The organism is Flavobacterium johnsoniae, assembly GCF_001879205.1.
GTDB classification, from domain to species: Bacteria; Bacteroidota; Bacteroidia; order Flavobacteriales; family Flavobacteriaceae; genus Flavobacterium; species Flavobacterium johnsoniae_A.
On record NZ_MLFK01000011.1, the window covers coordinates 66,834 to 86,030 of the forward strand.

At 34.2% G+C, this 19,197-nt stretch carries 17 protein-coding genes; 15 read left to right on the plus strand and 2 right to left on the minus strand.

The window, feature by feature from the left end; genetic code table 11:
• Positions 1–167 precede the first annotated feature (167 nt).
• The 4 genes from BKM63_RS21030 (at position 168) to BKM63_RS21040 (ending at position 3,952) form a co-directional block, all read left to right on the plus strand.
• Complete coding sequence (locus BKM63_RS21030) at positions 168–1,256, plus strand: efflux RND transporter periplasmic adaptor subunit (RefSeq protein WP_071638554.1); 1,089 nt, start codon at positions 168–170, stop codon at positions 1,254–1,256.
• A 220-nt stretch (positions 1,257–1,476) separates the two neighbouring features.
• Entirely contained in the window at positions 1,477–2,949 is a 1,473-nt protein-coding gene (locus BKM63_RS21035; RefSeq protein ID WP_071638555.1) for an ATP-dependent nuclease, read from the plus strand.
• A 338-nt stretch (positions 2,950–3,287) separates the two neighbouring features.
• Positions 3,288–3,455, plus strand: coding sequence for a hypothetical protein (locus tag BKM63_RS23730; RefSeq protein WP_017495593.1), 168 nt, complete (start codon positions 3,288–3,290; stop codon positions 3,453–3,455).
• A gap of 77 nt (positions 3,456–3,532) precedes the next feature.
• Positions 3,533–3,952: a DUF4359 domain-containing protein gene (locus tag BKM63_RS21040; RefSeq protein WP_071638556.1), complete on the plus strand. Its 420-nt coding sequence runs from the start codon at positions 3,533–3,535 to the stop codon at positions 3,950–3,952.
• A 449-nt stretch (positions 3,953–4,401) separates the two neighbouring features.
• Here BKM63_RS21040 and BKM63_RS21045 read toward each other — a convergent pair whose 3' ends face one another.
• Complete coding sequence (locus BKM63_RS21045) at positions 4,402–4,950, minus strand: type 1 glutamine amidotransferase domain-containing protein (protein ID WP_071638557.1); 549 nt, start codon at positions 4,948–4,950, stop codon at positions 4,402–4,404.
• 549 nt (positions 4,951–5,499) lie between these two features.
• On the opposite strand from BKM63_RS21045, the gene BKM63_RS21050 reads away from it, so the two are divergent.
• The 8 genes from BKM63_RS21050 to BKM63_RS21085 all read left to right on the plus strand — a co-directional run bounded on the left by BKM63_RS21050 (position 5,500) and on the right by BKM63_RS21085 (position 15,179).
• Entirely contained in the window at positions 5,500–6,177 is a 678-nt protein-coding gene (locus tag BKM63_RS21050; RefSeq protein ID WP_071638558.1) for a response regulator transcription factor, read from the plus strand.
• A complete protein-coding gene (locus BKM63_RS21055; protein WP_071638559.1) occupies positions 6,174–7,532 on the plus strand; it encodes a sensor histidine kinase in 1,359 nt (452 codons plus the stop codon). Before BKM63_RS21050 ends, BKM63_RS21055 begins: the two co-directional genes overlap by 4 nt.
• A 97-nt stretch (positions 7,533–7,629) precedes the next feature.
• Positions 7,630–8,916 carry a TolC family protein gene (locus tag BKM63_RS21060; RefSeq protein WP_071638560.1) on the plus strand — a complete coding sequence of 429 codons (1,287 nt, stop codon included), beginning with the start codon at positions 7,630–7,632 and terminating at the stop codon, positions 8,914–8,916.
• Between the two features lie 46 nt (positions 8,917–8,962).
• Positions 8,963–10,051, plus strand: a complete 1,089-nt coding sequence (locus BKM63_RS21065; protein ID WP_071638561.1) for an efflux RND transporter periplasmic adaptor subunit — start codon at positions 8,963–8,965, stop codon at positions 10,049–10,051.
• Between the two features lie 33 nt (positions 10,052–10,084).
• On the plus strand, positions 10,085–13,189 hold the full coding sequence (locus BKM63_RS21070) for an efflux RND transporter permease subunit (RefSeq protein WP_071638562.1): 3,105 nt from the start codon (positions 10,085–10,087) through the stop codon (positions 13,187–13,189).
• 164 nt (positions 13,190–13,353) lie between these two features.
• A complete protein-coding gene (locus BKM63_RS21075) occupies positions 13,354–14,151 on the plus strand; it encodes a helix-turn-helix domain-containing protein (protein WP_071638563.1) in 798 nt (265 codons plus the stop codon).
• Between the two features lie 232 nt (positions 14,152–14,383).
• Positions 14,384–14,818, plus strand: coding sequence for a DoxX family protein (locus BKM63_RS21080; protein WP_071638564.1), 435 nt, complete (start codon positions 14,384–14,386; stop codon positions 14,816–14,818).
• A gap of 16 nt (positions 14,819–14,834) precedes the next feature.
• Entirely contained in the window at positions 14,835–15,179 is a 345-nt protein-coding gene (locus BKM63_RS21085; RefSeq protein WP_071638565.1) for a cupin domain-containing protein, read from the plus strand.
• 106 nt (positions 15,180–15,285) lie between these two features.
• On the opposite strand, the gene BKM63_RS21090 is transcribed toward BKM63_RS21085, so the two are convergent.
• The gene (locus tag BKM63_RS21090; protein WP_071638566.1) at positions 15,286–15,720 is read right to left on the minus strand and encodes a cupin domain-containing protein; all 435 of its coding nucleotides are present in this window, start codon (positions 15,718–15,720) and stop codon (positions 15,286–15,288) included.
• Positions 15,721–15,894: 174 nt separating this feature from the next.
• Here BKM63_RS21090 and BKM63_RS21095 point away from each other — a divergent pair, with 174 nt between their 5' ends.
• The 3 genes from BKM63_RS21095 to BKM63_RS21105 all read left to right on the plus strand — a co-directional run bounded on the left by BKM63_RS21095 (position 15,895) and on the right by BKM63_RS21105 (position 19,188).
• Entirely contained in the window at positions 15,895–16,821 is a 927-nt protein-coding gene (locus BKM63_RS21095) for an SMP-30/gluconolactonase/LRE family protein (RefSeq protein ID WP_242661208.1), read from the plus strand.
• Positions 16,822–17,132: 311 nt separating this feature from the next.
• Positions 17,133–17,726 (plus strand): TetR/AcrR family transcriptional regulator, encoded by a 594-nt coding sequence (locus BKM63_RS21100; protein ID WP_071638568.1) that lies wholly within the window; start codon positions 17,133–17,135, stop codon positions 17,724–17,726.
• Between the two features lie 247 nt (positions 17,727–17,973).
• Positions 17,974–19,188 (plus strand): efflux RND transporter periplasmic adaptor subunit, encoded by a 1,215-nt coding sequence (locus BKM63_RS21105; RefSeq protein ID WP_071638569.1) that lies wholly within the window; start codon positions 17,974–17,976, stop codon positions 19,186–19,188.
• The last annotated feature ends 9 nt before the right edge of the window (positions 19,189–19,197 follow it).

Below are 19,197 nucleotides of genomic sequence, written 5' to 3' on the forward strand. Positions count from 1 at the left end.
GTAAAAGAAAAAACTAGTTTTCACACATATTCCCGATCCCGAAACTTCGGGACGGGATGAATTTAAAAAAGTGAAACGCCTTTTATGCACAAAGAAAAGCTATGCATCTATGTGTTAAAATAATTAATCCCAAAGAGTTAAACATATTCATTATATAAAACCAAAAAATGAAAAGTAACATTATAAAATCATCTGCATTATTATTTACAGCATTAGTTGTATTAAGCGGTTGCGAAAAGAAAAAAGAAGAAACGGTAAAGGCAGAAATCGAACCTAAAACAGAAACGTTTCTTTTAGAAAAAGAAAAACTAACGACAGAATTGCGTTTACCAGCTGAATTAACTGGTTTTCAACAAGTAGATTTATACGCTAAAGTAAGCAGTTTCGTAAAAGTCTTAAAAGTTGATATTGGAACGAAAGTAAAAAAAGGACAACTTTTAATTGTTTTGGAAGCACCTGAAATCAGTTCGCAATTAGCAGCTGCCGAATCGAGACTGAAATCGATGGAAGCGATTTACGCAACCAGCAAAAGCACCTACAACCGTTTGTATGAAACAAGCAAGGTTGAAGGAACGATTTCTAAAAACGACTTGGAAATGGCAAGCGGTAAAAAGAATTCTGATTACGCACAATACCAGGCAGCAATTGCGGCACACAAAGAAGTTTCGATCATGAGAGGCTACCTTGAAATCCGTGCGCCTTTTGACGGAGTTGTAGCGGCCAGAAATGTAAACTTAGGAACATTTGTAGGCCCAGCAGGAAAAGGCTCTGATTTGCCTTTATTAACGATTCAGGAGCAAAGCAAATTACGTCTGGCAGTTTCTGTTCCGGAATTGTATACCGGATATTTACACCCAGGCGACGAAATGAGTTTTAATGTAAAATCGTTACCGGAAACTTTCACAGCTAAAATCACCAGAATGTCCGGCGCATTAGATTTAAAACTACGTTCTGAAAGAGTCGAAATGGACGTTCACAACACCAAAGGAAACTTACTTCCCGGAATGGTTGCCGAAGTTTTATTACCGCTTAACGCAAAAGACAGCACGTATGTAGTTCCAAAATCGGCGGTAGTGAGTTCTGCAGAAGGTTTATACGTGGTTAAAGTTCTAAACCATAAAGCTACAAGAGTTGAAATTAAAAAAGGAAGAGAAATCGACGATAAAATCGAAATTTTCGGCGATTTAAACCCGAAAGATAAACTGGTGAAAATTGCCAGCGAAGAAACTAAGGAAGGCGATGTCATAAACGAATAACCTGCGTTTAAGTCTTCATTTTAGTAGATTACCAAAAACTGTACGCATTCTTAGGAATGCAAATTTAAAATTTGCCTAAGGACAGCTCCTCTTTTTTGAGGGGCTGTTTTTTTGTTTAATGATTTCAGGTAAAAATACGTGGTTGTGGAGATTTGTAAATTGATATTTTTGACGAAAAAGTAAGAAGGAAACATTCGAAAAGACATAATAAAAAACACGTATGAAATTAAACATTACTATTAACAAAATCAAATCCATTAAGAATCTTACTATTTCATTGCCCATTGAAAAAGGATTATACGCAATTACAGGTCAAAATGGGTCGGGAAAAAGTACAGTTGTGACCTGTGCTTCAAGTGTATTTTTCACAATGCCGATGAATGATTATTTTGGAAAAACAGACGAGGATGCCAGAATTGATTTTGAACTTAATGGAGCAAAGAGGGCTTGGTTTAAAGAAAAAACGAATTGGAAAAAATCTTCGGAAGGAAAAATGTCTATTAAAGGATTTTATGAAGGTTCATTAATTTTCGGAAACAGGTTTAGGAATACAAATTTTGAAACACTTAAAAAATTAGATTTTATTGATAATACGAAGCTTGCAGAAGCTCCAAATTTTATAAAAGAAAACCTTGGAATAATTCTCCAAAATAATAAAAATTTTTATGAGAAATTATATATCTTAGAGGGTAAAAATATTGATAGCAAGTTTAATTTTTACAGAGATATATTCTATTATGAGAAAGGTGAAAAGAGAGTTAGCCAATTTCATATGTCAACAGGTGAAAATCTAATGGTCAGTATTTTAAATTCAATATTTATTAGAAACAACGACAGAGCTAGTTTAATGAAACCTTGTTTAATGTTTCTAGATGAAATAGAACTTGCCTTACATCCATCTTCACTAAAAAGATTAATAAATTTTCTCAAGGACTTATCTAACAAATTTAACTATGCTGTATATTTTTCAACACATTCAATTGAATTAATTGGAGGTATTAAACCTGACAACATTTTTTTTCTTGAAAGATATTCTGATGATAGTCTTGAAATTTTAAATCCCTGTTATCCAGCATATGCTACTAGAATATTATATGATCATTCGGGATATGATTCCGTTTTTTTAGTTGAAGATGACTTAGCAAAATCTATAATTAATAGAATATTAAAAAAATATAATCTACTATCTAATAGACTTATTCATGTTTTACCTTGCGGTGGCTATAGTAATGTCATTGACTTAGCAGAAGAGGTTGTTAATAGCAATTTAATTGGTAAAACTTCAAAAATAATGATAATTCTTGATGGTGATGTAAAAGTCGAAGCGAATGCATATATAGCTAAAAGAAATTATAATAATAATATCCCATTAAACTACCTTCCTATAGAAAGTTTAGAAAAATTTCTAAAAAAGCACCTAATTGAAAATGTTGACAAAAAACTTTTCAGAATTTTGAATGATTTTATATTTCAACAAAAAAGTTTGTCAAGTTTAATAGAAGAATATAAGAATGAAAATGGAATAAAAAGAGATGATAATGGGAAAATATTTTATAAATACTTAGATAATGAATTAAGAGCCCGAAATAAAAACAGAGATGAAATTGTGGAAATGATTGTTGATTATTTATTTGACAATAACGACCAAAATCTCATAAAAATTACTCATTTTTTAAAAAAACAATTAGAATAAATAATGCTTACAACCTGACAACGCGTATTTGCAACGCGATCGCGCAGTTATATCTCCACAACGATAGCGCGGATTTTCAATCCGTGCACGCAAAGTAATCAATCAATTATCTATAAGAACTAAAATCTCGATTCCAAAAAATCGAGATTTTTACATTTATAAATTTTACCCCCTGTTTGCTTCTTGTTAATACGAACACCTCACTTGGACTCGAAAGCACCAAATAATCTAACTAAAATAAATTATCTTATAAAAATAATTAAAAGAAGGTTTTCCGTAATAATTAGATAATGATTGGTTTTAAGTTTACTAATTATTAACCCTTAATTATTTAAATTATGGCATTACCATTAGGAACGACTGGCAAAACCGGTGAAACATGTCCTGAATCAGGAGTTTGGGAAGCACAATCTTCTCCATCAACAACTATACCTTTAGCTAAGGGTAATCAATTTCCTCCTTACAACAACAAAGCTGTAACATGGAAGTTAATTCGATATGCATAACAGCTTATTGTTTATTTTAAGACTTCCAGAAATGGAAGTCTTATTTTACTGGAAAATGATAACCAAATAAAAATATTATGAAAAAATCGAATATTATACTTATAGTTTTTGCTGTTATCATTTTGGCTGCAGTTTTAACTAACCCAAGTAGTGAAGAACATAAACAAGCTGTAAAATCAGTAATAAATCAAGTTGTTCAGAATTCTATATCAGAAAATGGTTCTGATATGGAAAAATTAGGAATTTTGTTTGGAAGTTCATTGGCAGAAAAGTTAATTGAGAATTCTGTAACTCGAGATAATTATATACTATTTTCAATTACTAAAATTACATGGCAAGGTAAGAGCAAAAGTATTGGATACGGTCTATTTGGAAATGTTTTTCTTTCTGAAAAAGTAAATAAAGCATTTAATAATGATGAAATAAATAGCTATGAAAATAGTTCAGAAGGAGTTGATACTATGGCTATAAGTATAGACTCAATGGCTACAGAATAACCTGATAGTCGGTAGCTCTACAATAGCTAAAACCTCGATCCCAAAAAATCGAGGTTTTTCCATTTTATAAACCTTACTCCTCACTCAAATAAGGATTCAAGATCTCCGCGAATTCATTGAGCCAAAAATAATTGTCTTCAAAATTTGTTAATCCAATTTGGAGGGTTTCGTGTTGTCGCATTACGGCGAGGGCTAAAATGCAGTTTACTTGTCTTAATATTTTAGTCCTATCTTCAATTAATTAAAAGAATCAATTGCCTCCTGCTTTAGCTGGAGGTATAAATAAAGCTGGAAAAGGCTTTAGCCAAAATACGCATTTGGCTAAAGCCTTGTTACTATTGAACCTTTTAATTTCCAAGTTAAAACTAGGGGCTATTCAATAAAAAAAAGCAAGACCAAAATTGATCTTGCTTTTTTTAATTTGATAAATCTAAATAGAAATTTCTTTTTTAGACTCTTTGGCGCTCATGTATTCCTTCTTTAATTTCTTCCACCATTTTTTTATTAAAAGCGGGCAAATCATTCGGGTTTCGACTGGTTACTAATCCATTGTCTACGACAACTTCTGAGTCTTCCCATTGTGCTCCGGCATTTTTCAAATCGTTTTTAACAGAGAAGAACGAAGTTACTTTTCGACCTTGCAAAACATCGGCATCAACCAAAATTTGAGGTCCGTGACAAATAGCTGCTACTGGTTTTTTACTTTCAAAAAAAGAACGGACAAAATTTACTGCAGCTTCTTCTCTTCTCAATAAATCAGGATTTATAACTCCTCCCGGAAGAACCAACGCATCATAATCGGCTTCATTTGCCTGATCTAAAACGACATCAACATTATATTCGTTGCTCCAGTTTCCGTCTTTCCAGGATTTAATAGTTCCAGATTTCAAACTGACGATATCTGCGTTCCACCCTTGCTCTTCGAGATAGGCTTTTGGAGATGCTAATTCTGATTCTTCAAATCCGTTTGTTGCTAATATGGCGATATTCTTTTTCATAATTTTAAATATTTAAACGTTATTAATTTTGATTTACCTAAAATTAGGTATTTCAGACAGCCAGCGAAAACGCACTATGTTAAACCTTTCTTTAATAAAAGTTAATTAATTGAATAGCAAGTTTTTATTAAAAATTAAACTATAATTATATAAGATTCAGGTCAATTTACATTACTATTTTATACCATGAAAGCTAAAGAAATGCTTATATAAATTATGTCGCTCGGCTTCTCTTTTACAGATTTAAAAAACACATTTTAATTTAAAAAATCAATTGCCTGCATCTTTAGATGGAGATTCATTTGATCAAGTACAAAATGGCTTTAGTCAAAAAACACGTGTTTTTGGCTAAAGCCCTATAGGATGCAAATCTTTCAAACCTCCAGCTAAAGCTGAAGGCAATTCAATTAAAAACTTCAATAACTTCTATGACATTGTATGGTTCAAAAAATAAATGTTATTTTTGATATTCCTTTTTTTGAAAACAATTTATCAGATGATTAAAACATTTCCGTTTTAATCACAGCAACCATTATAATTATACCATTTATGAATGTTTTACTCATTGAAGATGATAAACGCATCAGCGAATTTATAGTAAAAGGTTTAGAGGAAAACAACTTTACTGTGCATCTGGCCGAAACGGGCGAGATTGCGAGAGACCTCATCCAACAGGAGATTTGGGATATTATTTTAATGGATATTATGCTTCCGGGAATCGACGGCATTCAGCTTGTAAAACTAATGCGTTTTAAAAAAAATCATACGCCCGTTTTAATGCTCAGCGCTTTGAGCGATACTGATGATAAGGTAAATGCATTAGATTCCGGTGCCGATGATTATCTGGTAAAACCGTTTCATTTTAAGGAATTAATTTCGAGAGTCAACGCTCTTACCCGCAGAACAAAATTTAACTATGACAAAGTAGAAATCTTATATACTTTAGGAAGTTTAACCATAAATCCCGAAGAGCATAAGGTTACCGAAAACAATAACCTCATCGATTTATCGCCACGAGAATACAAACTGCTTTTATTTTTATTAGAAAACAGAAATAAAGTAATGCCGAGAACGCAGATACTAAATGCTGTTTGGGGCATTAATTACGACAATAATACGAATGTTGTTGATGTCTATATTTCTTATCTGCGAAACAAAATTGAGCAGAATCATAAATTTATCCATACCATAAAAGGAACAGGATATATGCTTAAAGAAGAGTTATGAAAATACGCAATAGATTTACTTTAATATCGTCTTTTACTTTCAGCGTTGTCTTTGTCATTGCTTCCGTTATCACGTATTTTTCTTTCTACAATTATTCGGAAAAGATTGTTTATAACGAACTTCAAAAAACTTGTCTGCTCACCGGAATTTTCTATCTCGAGAAAGATGAACTGCCCGAAAACCAGCATTTGATAATTGGCCAGCAATTCAGGGAAAATTCTCTTGAAATCATAACGCGTGTTTACAACAATAAAAACCAGATTGTATATGGTGACAAAAAAGTAGATTCGAATATAAATACAGAAAGACTGGATTACATTCGGAAAAACAGAAAACTGCATTTTAAATCCAGACATCATTTTTATTTTGGAAGTTACTATCACGACAACCAGGGAGATTTTGTGGTTTTCGTAAAAAAAAATGATGTCGAATTTAAAACCATGACTGATCGTTTGCAGCTTATCATGATTATGGTTTTAATCATTGGTTTAATTACTATTTATATAGTGAGCCGTGTACTTTCTAATCTTGCTTACAGTCCGATAAAAAACATTATCAATCAGGTAAACGAAATTCAGGCTTCGTCTCTTGACCGTCAGATTGTTTCTCCAAATACAAAAGATGATATTCAGGAATTGGTAGAAACGTACAATAATTTATTTAAGCGTTTATCGGATACTTTTATCATCCAGAAAAACTTTATCAATTATGTTTCACACGAGTTTAAAACGCCTTTAACTGCTATTTCGGGAAATCTGGAAGTGTTTGCACAAAAAGACAGATCAAGTGCAGAATACAAAGAAATGTCTGAAAAAGTACTGGAAAATGTCTATCAGATCGAAGATACAATGAATACTTTGATGATGCTTTCGGGTTTGAGAAACAATACAGAACTCAATGAAATTTTTAGGGTCGATGAATTAGTTTGGGACATAAACGATCAATTACCTGAGATTTACGATTTAAAAAATGCTCCAATACAAATCGTTCTGGAAGTGGAAAACGATAAACTGCTTTCTATAAAAGGAAACAGCAACGAAATTAAAATCGCTCTGTACAATATTATAGAAAATGCCGTAAAATATTCTAACGGAAATCCTATCAAAATAAGCCTGCTTCAGCAAAACAATCAACTGAAAATTGTAATCGAAGACCACGGAAGCGGCATTAGCGAAGAGGACTTAACTTTCATAAAACAAACCTTTTACAGAGGTAAAAATGTAAAAGATATAAAAGGCAGCGGCGTGGGTCTTTCTCTGGCCAATATCATCTTCAAGCAAAACAATATTGATTTTAGCATTACATCCAAAAAAGACGAAGGAACCACGGTAACCTTACTGTTTCCGCCACTCTAATCGTTTTCTAATGCTGCTCTAACCGTCTTATAACACACATCAAATTAAGGGCTAATATACCGCAGATAACTTTGCGGTATATTAAAAACAACTTAATTTGAAACGTATACTTTTAACCCTGCTCGTTATTGTATCGCACAAAGGTGCGGCGCAGCTTAGTGCAATAAACGATACTATTGTACTTTCCAGAACTCAGGCCGAGGCTTTGTTTCTGGATAAGAATATTTCTCTTATTTCTGAAAAACTGAATATCGACATGGCCGATGCACAGGTTATTCAGGCAAAATTATGGCCCAATCCTACGCTTACTATCGGCGAAATCAACCTTTGGAACAATGCAACGGCCCAGGAACTTCCTCCATTATGGGGAAATTTTGGTAAAACTTCGCAAGTTACGGCCGAATTAGAACAGCTGATTCAAACAGCCGGAAAACGTAAAAAGTTAATTGCCATGGAAAAAGTGGGAGTTGATATTGCCAAAGAATATTTCAAAACTTTTCTGCGCAATCTAAAAATCGAATTCAGAGGTAATCTTACCGAACTGCAGTACAATCAGGCGCAGCAGGCAATTTATCAAAAACAGCTTTCTGCTATGCAGACTTTACTTAAAGCTTACGGAAATCAGGTAAAACAGGGTAATGTAGGGAAAGGAGAATATATTCGATTAAAAGCTGCTGAACTTCAATTCTTAAAAGAAATAAGTGATTTGCAAAAGGAAAACAATGCTTTGCAGAAAGAGCTTAAAGTTTTAATGAATTTACCTGCTGCAAACTTTATCAAACTTACCGATGAAGGTTTCGTTCCCGATAGTAAAAATATAGAAAGCATCAACTTAGGAAATCTGATGGCTTCGGCCGTAGAAAACCGACCTGATATGAAAGTCATTAAACTCGGAAATGAATATAACGACAACAAGTACAAATACGAAAAAGCCATGCGAACGCCTGATGTTACACTTGGCGTAAGTTATGACCGCGGAGCGAGTTTAATGAATGATTTCGTGGGGGTTGGTTTCTCTCTTGATCTACCATTTTTTAATAGAAATCAGGGAAATATCAAAGCCGCTAAACTGGCCATTGATCAGGGGAAATTATTGGCAGATGAAAAAACCATCAGCATACAATCTGAGGTATTGCAATCGTATGAAGATTTACTGGCAACCAAAAAATTGTATGAAAGTGTTGAGGCAGATTATGAAGGAGACCTGGATAAACTTTTAGAAGCTTACCGTAAAAACTTCATGCAGAAAAATACCAGCATGCTCGAATATCTGGATTTTGTCGATGCTTATTTAGACAACAAATCGATCCTGCTTAATTCTAAAAAAGACCTGAATAAAAACCTCGAAGAACTGCGCTACATAACAGGAGAAGAAGTCAATTAAAACAATTGAATACGGTACTGATAATCTCAAAATAAAAACAAACCTAATGAAGAAATTTATTTTACTCCCAATGCTTGGGTTAATGCTCGTTTACGGATGCGGCAAAAAAGAAGAAATAAAAGAGACTAAAGACGAAAAGTTTTGCATCGATAAAAACTTAAAAGAAAAAATTACAATTGAGCCGGTGCAAAAACGTGCCGTGAGCGAATCTATAAACTTAACGGGAAATATTACATATAACGGCGATCACGTTGTTCAGTTTAACAGTCTTGTTGAAGGAATTATAACCAAAACTACCTTTTCGCTGGGCGATTATGTAAAAAAAGGACAGGTTTTAGCCGAGATCAAAAGTACCGAATTAAACAGCATGCAGTCTGAAAGTAAATCGTTTCAATCGCAAATTGCGGTGGCACAACGTAATTTACAATCGGTTAAATCGATGTTTGAAGATGGAATTGCTTCACAAAAAGACTTGATGCAGGCACAAAGCGAACTCGATGTTTTAAAATCTTCACTGGAAAATGTAAGAGCAAATCTGGCCATGTTCAGCGCCAGCAGCGAAAGATCGGTTTTTTTAATAAAAGCGCCTACAGAAGGTTATATTGTAGACAAAAATATTAGTCCGGGAATGCAGATTACAGATTCCAGCGATCCGCTTTTTACAATTTCTGACTTAAAAGAAATCTGGGTTCTGGTGAATGTATATACGAGCAATTTAAAAAATGTAAGCGAAAATATGCCCGTTGATGTTACAACACCAGCCTATCCGGGAGAAATTTTTAAAGGAAAAATAAAAATGCTTGCTAAAGTTTTTGATGCCGATGAACACGTTTTGAAAGCCCGAATTGTAATGGAAAACAAAAACCTGAAACTAAAACCCGGAATGACAGCAGACATCATTATTGATAAAAGCCTGGGCGGTGATATGTTAGCGGCTGTTCCCGCAAAAGCCGTCATTTTTGACAACAATCGCGATCATATTTTAGTCTATAAAAACGACTGCACTATCGAAACCCGAGAAATTAATCCGGTAATCAAAAACAACAACTGGGTTTATTTTGATAAAGGAGTTAAAGAAGGTGAAATGGTGATTACCCAAAATCAGCTTTTGATTCACGAAAGATTAAAAAACTAATTATCCCTAAAACGGATAAACACAATACAAGACATGAAAAAATTTGTACAAGGTTTAGTTGCTTTCTCGCTAAAAAACTCCCTCATCGTTTTTTTCCTGACAGCTATATTACTAGTCGCCGGTATAGTAAGCTATATCCATACGCCTATTGAAGCCTTTCCCGATGTAACCAATACAAGGGCAAGAATCATTACACAATGGCCGGGAAGAAGTGCCGAAGAAGTAGAAAAATTCATCACACTTCCTATTTCTAAACAAATGAACACCATTCCTAAAAAAGCCGAAGTACGTTCGATTTCGCTTTTCGGATTATCGGTGGTTACCGTGTTATTTGATGATGATGTTGAGGATTTTTACGCACAGCAATATGCCTCTAACCGTCTTAACGGACTGGATCTTCCTGAAGGTGCCGATGTAGATATCGAACCGCCATCCGGAGCAACGGGTGAGATATTCAGATATGTTATTAAAAGTGATTTACCGATTAAAGAAATCAAAGCCATTCAGGACTGGGTAATCGAAAGAGAATTAATCGCTGTTCCCGGTGTTGCCGATGTGGTAAGTTTTGGCGGTGAAGAAAAAATGTTCGAAATCAAAATCAATCCGACGCAGCTTGAAAATTACAACCTTTCGGCTTTAGATGTATACGAAGCCGTTTCTAAAAGCAATATCAATGTTGGAGGCGATGTTATTCAGCGCGGCGATCAGGCTTATGTAGTACGCGGTGTTGGATTAATTAATAAAGTCGAAGATATTGGCAATATTTTGATTGAAACCAAAGGATCATCGCCCATATTGGTAAAACACGTAGCCGAAGTTTCGATCTCCGCAAAACCAAGATTAGGACAAGTTGGACTGGACGATCAGGATGATGTTGTAGAAGGAATTGTGGTAATGCTGCGCGGTGAAAATCCGGGAGAAGTTATCAAAAGACTTAAAGATCGTCTTGTTGAACTTAACGAAAGAGTTTTACCCGATAATGTAAAAATAATTCCCTTTATAGACCGTACCGAATTGGTCAATACAACCGTAAAAACCGTTACCAAAAATCTTGTTGAAGGTATTTTACTGGTATCATTAATCGTATTTATTTTTCTTTACAACTGGAGAACATCTTTGATTGTGGCTTCTGTAATTCCGCTTTCGTTTTTGTTTGCCATTGTAATGCTTCGAATTCAGGGATTACCGGCCAATTTAATTTCGATGGGAGCCCTTGATTTTGGATTACTGCTCGAAGGAACATTAGTTATTGTCGAACAGGTCTTTGTGTCGCTCGAAAAGAAAGCGCATAAAGTAGGAATGGAACGCTTTAACAACATGAGTAAAATGGGACTGATCAAGAAAAGTGTGGGCAGTGTCGCCACTTATATTTTCTTCGCCTTAATCATTTTAATTGTGGCCTTACTGCCTATTTTCTCTTTCACCAAAGTAGAAGGAAAAATGTTCTCTCCCCTCGCCTTTACATTAAGTTATGCGCTGTTAGGATCATTGATTTTATCCCTTACTTACGTTCCGGCAATGTGCAAAGTAATGTTGACTAAAAATATTGTCGAGAAAGAAAATATGATTTCGCGCTTCTTTAGAGAAAACCTTTATAAATTATTTAGATGGAGCACCAAACATCGTAAAGCAACTATATATGCATTCTTAGCTTTATTAGCAATCTGCTGTACCAAGTTTGCTTTTTACGGATCTGAATTTATTCCGAAGCTGAATGAAGGTGCCATTTATGTCAGGGCCACGCTGCCAAACAGCATCAATCTGGATGAATCGGTAAGATTGACCAAAGAAATGAAAGCTAAAATAAGGAAGTTTGAAGAAGTAAAATTTGTACTGACCCAAACCGGAAGACCAAATGACGGAACAGACCCAACCGGTTTTTTTAATATTGAATTTCATATCGAACTCAAACATCAGGACGAATGGAAACGAAACATTAGCAAAGAAGAACTGATTGCCGAGATCAAAAAACAACTCGATGTCTATCCCGGAATCGGATTCGGTTTCAGCCAGCCAATTCAGGATAACGTCGAAGAATATGTTGCCGGGGTAAAAAGTCCGCTGGTGATTAAAATATTCGGAAATGATCTTTTTCAACTGGAAGAAATGGCGGCAAAAGTTGCCAAATCGATCAAAGATGTAAAAGGAATTGAAGATATTAATGTCTATAAAAACATTGGTTTACCCGAATTGAGAATTCAGCTTCATGACGAAAAAATGGCACGTTACGCAATTACGACTGCCGATGCGCAAGCTGTTATCCGAATGACTATCGGCGGACAAGCGGCTACTAAGTTTTACGACGACGAAAAGATTTTTGATATCACGCTTCGTTTCGAAAAAGAATATCGTGACTCAAAAGAAAAAATTGAAGGCATTCTGATTCCAACCCTGAATGGAAAAAAAGTACCGTTAAAAGAAATTGCAACTGTCGAATACAAAACGGGTCCAACATTCATTTATCGCGAAGGAAACAGCCGTTATATTGCCGTAGGATTTAGTATTGAAGGACGAGATCTTGGAAGTACAATTGATGAAGCTCAGAAAAAAGTAGCTGCAGAAGTAAAACTTCCAAAAGAAAATATAATGAAATGGGCAGGAGAATTTGAAAGTAAAGAAAGAGCCTCGAAACAATTAGCTATGATTGTTCCTGTTGTTTTAGTGCTTATCTTATGTCTGTTGTATTTTAATTTCGGTAATTTTAAAGATACCTTAGTAGCTGTAAGCGCCATGCCCTATGCTTTTATTGGCGGATTCCTGTCACTTTGGGTAACCGGAACCGTATTCGGAATATCAGCCGGAATTGGATTTATTATTCTCTTTGGAGTAAGCGCCATCGATAGTATTGTCCTCATTGGCATGATTAGGGAAAATATGAGAGCCGGAATGCATTTAAAAGATGCCATTTCACACGGAATCCACAGCAGAATTCGCCCTATTGTAATGATTGCACTTATGGGATCTTTAGGTTTACTACCTGCAGCACTGTCTACAGGAATGGGATCTGAAGTCCAAAAACCTTTAGCCATCATGATCGTAGGCGGATTAATAACGTGTATGATTTTATCACTAACGGTTTTACCGCAGGTATTTTATCTGGTATACCGCAAAAAAGATTTGAGCAATACAGAATCTTAATTTTACATATATAAATTGGAGAAAAGCACCTTTAGACATTTTTTGTTTAGAGGTGTTTTTCGTTTAAAGCAATTTTCGATAATTATCAATAGCAAGTTTTTTTTTTTGCAAAGGAAACAAAGCAATTAAAAACTTTGCGAACTTTGTGTTTAAATCCAAAACAAATGATTGATATAAAAACATTTAGTGAAGCAGCAGATTTACAAAATCCGCGACGTGTTTTAAAATATGTACTTGTATTTTGCACATCGGGTGAAACGACAGTTTCTGTTGATGAAAATGAATTTATATTAACCGAAAACTGTGTTCTAACGATTACATCCGGGCAAATTCATTACTTTAAAAACATACAAAATGCTGCAGGATTTGTTCTCGAATTTACTTATGCTTTCTTCTGCAAAGATGACAACGACATGGAACTTATTTTCCATAACGGATTGTTCTGCCATTTTGCAATGAATGAAATGATTAAAGTGGATAATCCCCAAATCGTTATTAAGGAATTAGAAGAAATTGGAAAAGAAATACACGAAAAACCATATCAATATTTAATTTCCATTCACAGCCGGATCGAATTGATTTTAATCGAAATTAACAGAACCAAAATTAACCGCGGAGATGAAATCTACAAACCCGATGCTTTGTTCCTGCAGTTTCTGGAAACCGTAATACAAAACTTCGAAAAGAATCTTTCGGTAACGGAAGCTGCTAATTTAATTGGAACAACCGAAACCAAACTCAACGAACTTTCTAAACTGCATTGCAATAAAACTGCTCAAAATATCATTTTTGGATTGATTATTTCTGAAGCAAAAAGATTGTTTACTTATGAAAAATTATCAGTAAAAGAAGTCGCTTATGCTTTGGGTTTTAATGATCCTTTTTATTTTTCCAACTTCTTTAAAAAGCATACCAATACCTCTCCAAAGTTCTTTAAAGAAAAAACGGTTGATAATTTGTAAACAGGCTTTAATACATTTTAAAAGAATGTAAAAAGAGAAACTAGTTCTCAACACACAGATATGTTTACTTAAACAAGTGAAACGCCTTTTTTAAAGAAAACAAAATCTATGTTTCTCTGTGTTAAAAAAAGCAGACAAAAACTTAATTACATGCTTTTTCCAAGATTGTCTATTCTTTAAAGAGAACCACTGCCTGATCTTTGTATCTGATTAATTACTAATAAAATAGTTTATGAAAAGAGATCAGGATTATGCCGCTTTGTTTTTACGGATTGCACTTGGAGCAGGTTTTTTATCCGCCGTTTTAAGCAGGTTGGGATTATGGGGAGAGTACTCTTCGGGTTGGGAAAGTTTTTTAACTTATACCGAAAAAGTAAATTCATTTCTCCCGAAAAGAGTTATTCCATTCATTGCCATAACTGCCACAATATTGGAAGCAACTTTAGCCTCACTCCTTTTAACTGGCTATCAAACCAAATCAGCCGCAATTGGCGCTTCAATTCTAACATTTGCATTTGCACTTGCCATGACCTACTCTTTCGGATTAAAAGATCCTTTAGACTATTCGGTATTTACATTTTCTATGGCTTCTTTTCTTTTGTATACAATTCCCGAATACAAATGGAGTTTAGACCAGATTCTTTCTAAAAACAGCAAAAATAACTAATTAAAAATCAATAAAAATGGAAAAACAAATCACAAAAACAAGCGAACTTAATTGGAAACCTCTAATTGAAGAAGGGATAAATACAGACGGTATTTTAGGCAAAATTTTATGTTATGACGAAGAGGCAAAAAGACCATCTTCTTTCTTATTAAAATTTGAAGCCGGCGCTTCCTATCCGAATCACATTCATCCCGCAGGAGAACAAATTTTCGTTCTCGAAGGCGAAGTGCGCTCTGGAAAAGACGAACTAAAAGCAGGCGACTACTTGTATATGCCGCCGGGAAGCACGCATTCTGTATTTTCAAGAACGGGGTGTACTTTATTGTTTATCGTACCAGAAGAAGTTGTGATTTTGAAGTAATAAATTGCAGCGTTCCGTTTGCGATTTATTTCGTTTATTCGCTGTCGTTAAGTCCCCGGCTGTTCAAGTCGGGAAACTTTGCACAGCATAAGTGCCATCAGTTTGACTATCTCAAATCCTTCTTAATAACCAGATACTTCAAATCAGTATTTCCCACATTTTTAATTCCGTGTTCCATATTGGAAGGACAGTAAAAACTGGTGTTTGGTCCGGCAGTTTTGGTTTTTCCGTCGAGGTAAAATTCGGCTGTGCCGTCGAGGATGTAGAAAAATTCTTCCTCCACGTGATGATGCGGTGCGTGAGTTGATTTTCCAGGTTCAACAATACTCATTTTGAGTGTGTTTTCCTGAGTGAAGTTTTTATCTCCAAACCAATATTGATAACCTGCTTTAGTTTTTACGGCTTTATCTAATTCGAAATGATTGACACAGTTTTCGATAGTGTATTGCGGTTGTTCCGTTTCCTTTTTGGTTTCCTGACAAAAGCTTTGCTGGAAAAATAAAACAGTAATTGTAGTTTTTAGGATGGTTAGCGTTTTCATTTTTTTATTGTAATGTTACGAAAAAATGCTTTTGATAAATTGAGATTAAAATAAAAATCTAATTTTTATCTTTAAAATCATATTCTCCAAAAAATCTTCAACTACGAGAAATTTGAATATCAAAAATAAAAATTACTTTTGAAAATGCTTCAAAAGCAACTTTTAAACCTATTTATGATGAATCCATTCCAACTTAAAATAAAATCATACTTTTTATTTCTTATTACTTTAACTTTTACAAATTTTATATACGCTCAGACATCAAAAGAAAAAAGCCATTCCATAATAGCAAAAGGCGCAGTTCTCACACAAATATCAAATCAATTCAGTTTTACAGAAGGACCTGCTTCGGATAAAAAAGGAAATATTTATTTTACTGATCAGCCTAATAATAGAATTATGAAATGGTCGGTTAATGGTGAACTTTCTGTTTTTATGGAAAATGCAGGAAGAGCTAACGGTTTGTATTTTGATCACAAAGGCAATCTTTTGGCTTGCGCCGATGAAAAAAATGAACTTTGGAAAATAGACAAAAACAAAAATTATACTGTATTAATAAACAACTTCGAAGGAAAAAGGCTGAATGGTCCTAATGATCTTTGGGTTGACCCAAAAGGTGGTATCTATTTTACAGACCCTTTTTACCAAAGGGATTACTGGACCCATACCTCCAAACAAATAGAGAAAGAATGCGTTTACTATTTATCTCCGGATAAATCCAAAATTATCAATGTTGAGAATGATCTTGTGAAACCAAATGGCATTATTGGAACTTCGGATGGAAAAACCTTATACGTTACGGATATAGCGGGAAATAAAACGTACTCTTATAAGATCGAAAGTAATGGTTCTTTAGGTAAAAAAAAGCTTTTTGCTGACTCAGGTTCAGATGGAATGACAATAGACGAGTCGGGAAATATTTACTTATGCGGAAAAGGAGTTACCATATTCAATCCACAAGGAGAAAAAATATCTCATATTGATGTTCCCGAACCTTGGACAGCTAATGTTTGTTTTGGAGGAAAAAAATTTAAAACCTTATTTATTACTGCTGGCAAAAGTGTTTATACAATAGAAATGAACGTTCGAGGAATGAAATAATCGATAATCATCGCTCTTATTTCTCTTGTTTATTTTAACAATTGCCAAAATTTTGGTTGAAATTTTATTCTTCAGTGAGAAATTAGACTTTTTTCAAAATTAAAAAACTTTAAAATCATGTCAATTTGATTCGAATTTTGTTTAAAATGAAAATTTTCAAAACCAAAAAAACTTTTGAAATACCTTATTTTACTAGTATTTTAGTACTCTCTATGATTCGATAAGAAAATATTATGATAAAAATATTTCATAATTAGAAAAACCGCCATACATTTGCCTAACAGTGTTAAACAATTTAATACTCGAATATAATGGCTAGCAAAGATCGAATTTTAAGACAAAAAGAAGAGACAAGGAACAACATCCTTGGCGCTGCTTATGATATCGTAAAAGAAGAAGGCTGGAATGGTTTGAGTATGCGTAAAATTGCCGACAGAATCGAATATACTGCTCCTATTATTTATGAATACTTTTCGAATAAAGAAGCAATATTAGAAGAACTGACAGGCAAAGGTTTTATCAAGCTGACTAAAGAATTGCAAATTGCTATAGACAAATTTGAAAAACCTGAAGATCAGTTAGAAGCCATGTGGATGACTTACTGGGACTTCGCTTTTACTAATACTGAAATGTACCAACTGATGTTTGGTGTTCAAATGACCTGCTGCGCACAGCGATGTTCGGCTCAGGAAGCACCTTATAAATTGTTCACCGGTGTTATTGCTGAAGTAATGAAAGACAGCAATCCTAGTGAAGATATCATTAAACAAAAATATTTTACTTTCTTTTCTGTTATTCATGGTTTAATCGCCATAAACATCATTAACAAAAGTGATATTTTAGAAACTATAAATGCTCAAATTTTGAAGGATGCCATTGGTGGTATCATCAAATCAATACAGTAGATTTTTTTTCAATTTTTACTTAACAGTGTAAAATAATTTAATCTGGATAACATAAAATCCTTTTTTTTATAACCTTAACTTAACACTGTTAGAAAATTTAATAAAGGTAAAATCGAGTTTTTTTACTCCTTTACTTAACATCGTTAGATAATTTAATACTGATTTAGAAAAGAACTGAAGAGGACTTACTGTATGAAAATTTGCGCACATTTACTTAACAACGTTAGATAATTTAATTTAATTAGATATGAATCCCGAGAATGCCAGAATACCTAAAATCTTTAAACGAGAAAATGTTCAACCAATTAAAACCAATAAAATGAAAAATGTAATTATAACCAGTTTTATTCTGGCCCTAGTATTAAGCAGCTGTGCCGATAAAAATCAGGCACCTACTGCTCCGCCTCCACCGGTTTTACCTGTATTGGCTATCACAAGTGCAAATACAACAACTGACGCTGAATATCCTGCTGCTATACAAGGAACCGTTGATGTTGAAATTCGCCCGCAGGTAAGCGGTAACCTTGACCGAATTTTTGTTGACGAAGGTGCTTATGTAAGTAAAGGACAAACTTTATTCAAAATAAACGAGCGTCCATTTCGTGAGCAGTTAAACAATGCTTTGGCAAGTCTTCACGCTGCAGAAGCGGCTTTGATTAATGCAAATTTGGAAGTTGATAAATTGACGCCTTTAGTTCAAAACAAAGTAGTTTCTGATTATCAGCTAAAAACAGCTAAAGCTTCTCAAAAAATTGCAGCAGCAAATATTGAACAGGCAAAAGCTATGGTAGGTTCTGCTAAAATTAATTTAGGATATACTAATGTGACAGCTCCAGTAAGCGGTTACATAGGAAGACTGCCTAAAAAACAAGGAAGTTTAGTTTCTGCTTCTGATGTTGAGCCTTTAACAACTCTTTCTGATGTTCATGAAGTTTTTGCTTATTTCTCTTTGAGCGAAACAGATTTCATCAACTTTAAATCAAAATACGCTGGAAATTCTTTAGGCGATAAAATCAAAAAATTACCTCCTGTTAATTTGATTTTGGCTGACAACACTGATTATCCAAAAACTGGAAAAATCGATATGGTCGACGGTCAGTTTGATAAAACTACAGGTGCGATTACACTTAGAGCGACTTTTCCAAATGCAAACGGAACGCTTCGTTCTGGAAACACAGGTAGAATCCGTTTAGGTTTAAATCACGACGATGCTATTTTGGTTCCGCAGTCAGCTACAATAGAAATGCAGGATAAAGTATTTGTTTTCACTGTAGGTAAAGACAATAAAGTAACCAAAATGCCTATCACGGTTGTAGGTAAAAGCGGTACCAATTATTTAATAAAAGAAGGTGTAAAAACGGGTGATCAAATCGTGTTAAGCGGTATTGACAAACTTCAGGATGGACAAGCGATTCAGCCGGAAAAATCAACAAAAGTTGCCCAAGTAACTAATAAAAAATAATTCTAAAAG

Bases quoted from the DNA above. Each gene is read 5' to 3' on its own strand.
- BKM63_RS21030 (WP_071638554.1), top strand. From the start codon at position 168: ATGAAAAGTAACATTATAAAATCATCTGCATTATTATTTACAGCATTA.
- BKM63_RS21035 (WP_071638555.1), top strand. From the start codon at position 1,477: ATGAAATTAAACATTACTATTAACAAAATCAAATCCATTAAGAATCTT.
- BKM63_RS23730 (WP_017495593.1), top strand. From the start codon at position 3,288: ATGGCATTACCATTAGGAACGACTGGCAAAACCGGTGAAACATGTCCT.
- BKM63_RS21040 (WP_071638556.1), top strand. From the start codon at position 3,533: ATGAAAAAATCGAATATTATACTTATAGTTTTTGCTGTTATCATTTTG.
- BKM63_RS21045 (WP_071638557.1), bottom strand. From the start codon at position 4,950: ATGAAAAAGAATATCGCCATATTAGCAACAAACGGATTTGAAGAATCA.
- BKM63_RS21050 (WP_071638558.1), top strand. From the start codon at position 5,500: ATGAATGTTTTACTCATTGAAGATGATAAACGCATCAGCGAATTTATA.
- BKM63_RS21055 (WP_071638559.1), top strand. From the start codon at position 6,174: ATGAAAATACGCAATAGATTTACTTTAATATCGTCTTTTACTTTCAGC.
- BKM63_RS21065 (WP_071638561.1), top strand. From the start codon at position 8,963: ATGAAGAAATTTATTTTACTCCCAATGCTTGGGTTAATGCTCGTTTAC.
- BKM63_RS21070 (WP_071638562.1), top strand. From the start codon at position 10,085: ATGAAAAAATTTGTACAAGGTTTAGTTGCTTTCTCGCTAAAAAACTCC.
- BKM63_RS21075 (WP_071638563.1), top strand. From the start codon at position 13,354: ATGATTGATATAAAAACATTTAGTGAAGCAGCAGATTTACAAAATCCG.
- BKM63_RS21080 (WP_071638564.1), top strand. From the start codon at position 14,384: ATGAAAAGAGATCAGGATTATGCCGCTTTGTTTTTACGGATTGCACTT.
- BKM63_RS21085 (WP_071638565.1), top strand. From the start codon at position 14,835: ATGGAAAAACAAATCACAAAAACAAGCGAACTTAATTGGAAACCTCTA.
- BKM63_RS21090 (WP_071638566.1), bottom strand. From the start codon at position 15,720: ATGAAAACGCTAACCATCCTAAAAACTACAATTACTGTTTTATTTTTC.
- BKM63_RS21095 (WP_242661208.1), top strand. From the start codon at position 15,895: ATGATGAATCCATTCCAACTTAAAATAAAATCATACTTTTTATTTCTT.
- BKM63_RS21100 (WP_071638568.1), top strand. From the start codon at position 17,133: ATGGCTAGCAAAGATCGAATTTTAAGACAAAAAGAAGAGACAAGGAAC.
- BKM63_RS21105 (WP_071638569.1), top strand. From the start codon at position 17,974: ATGAATCCCGAGAATGCCAGAATACCTAAAATCTTTAAACGAGAAAAT.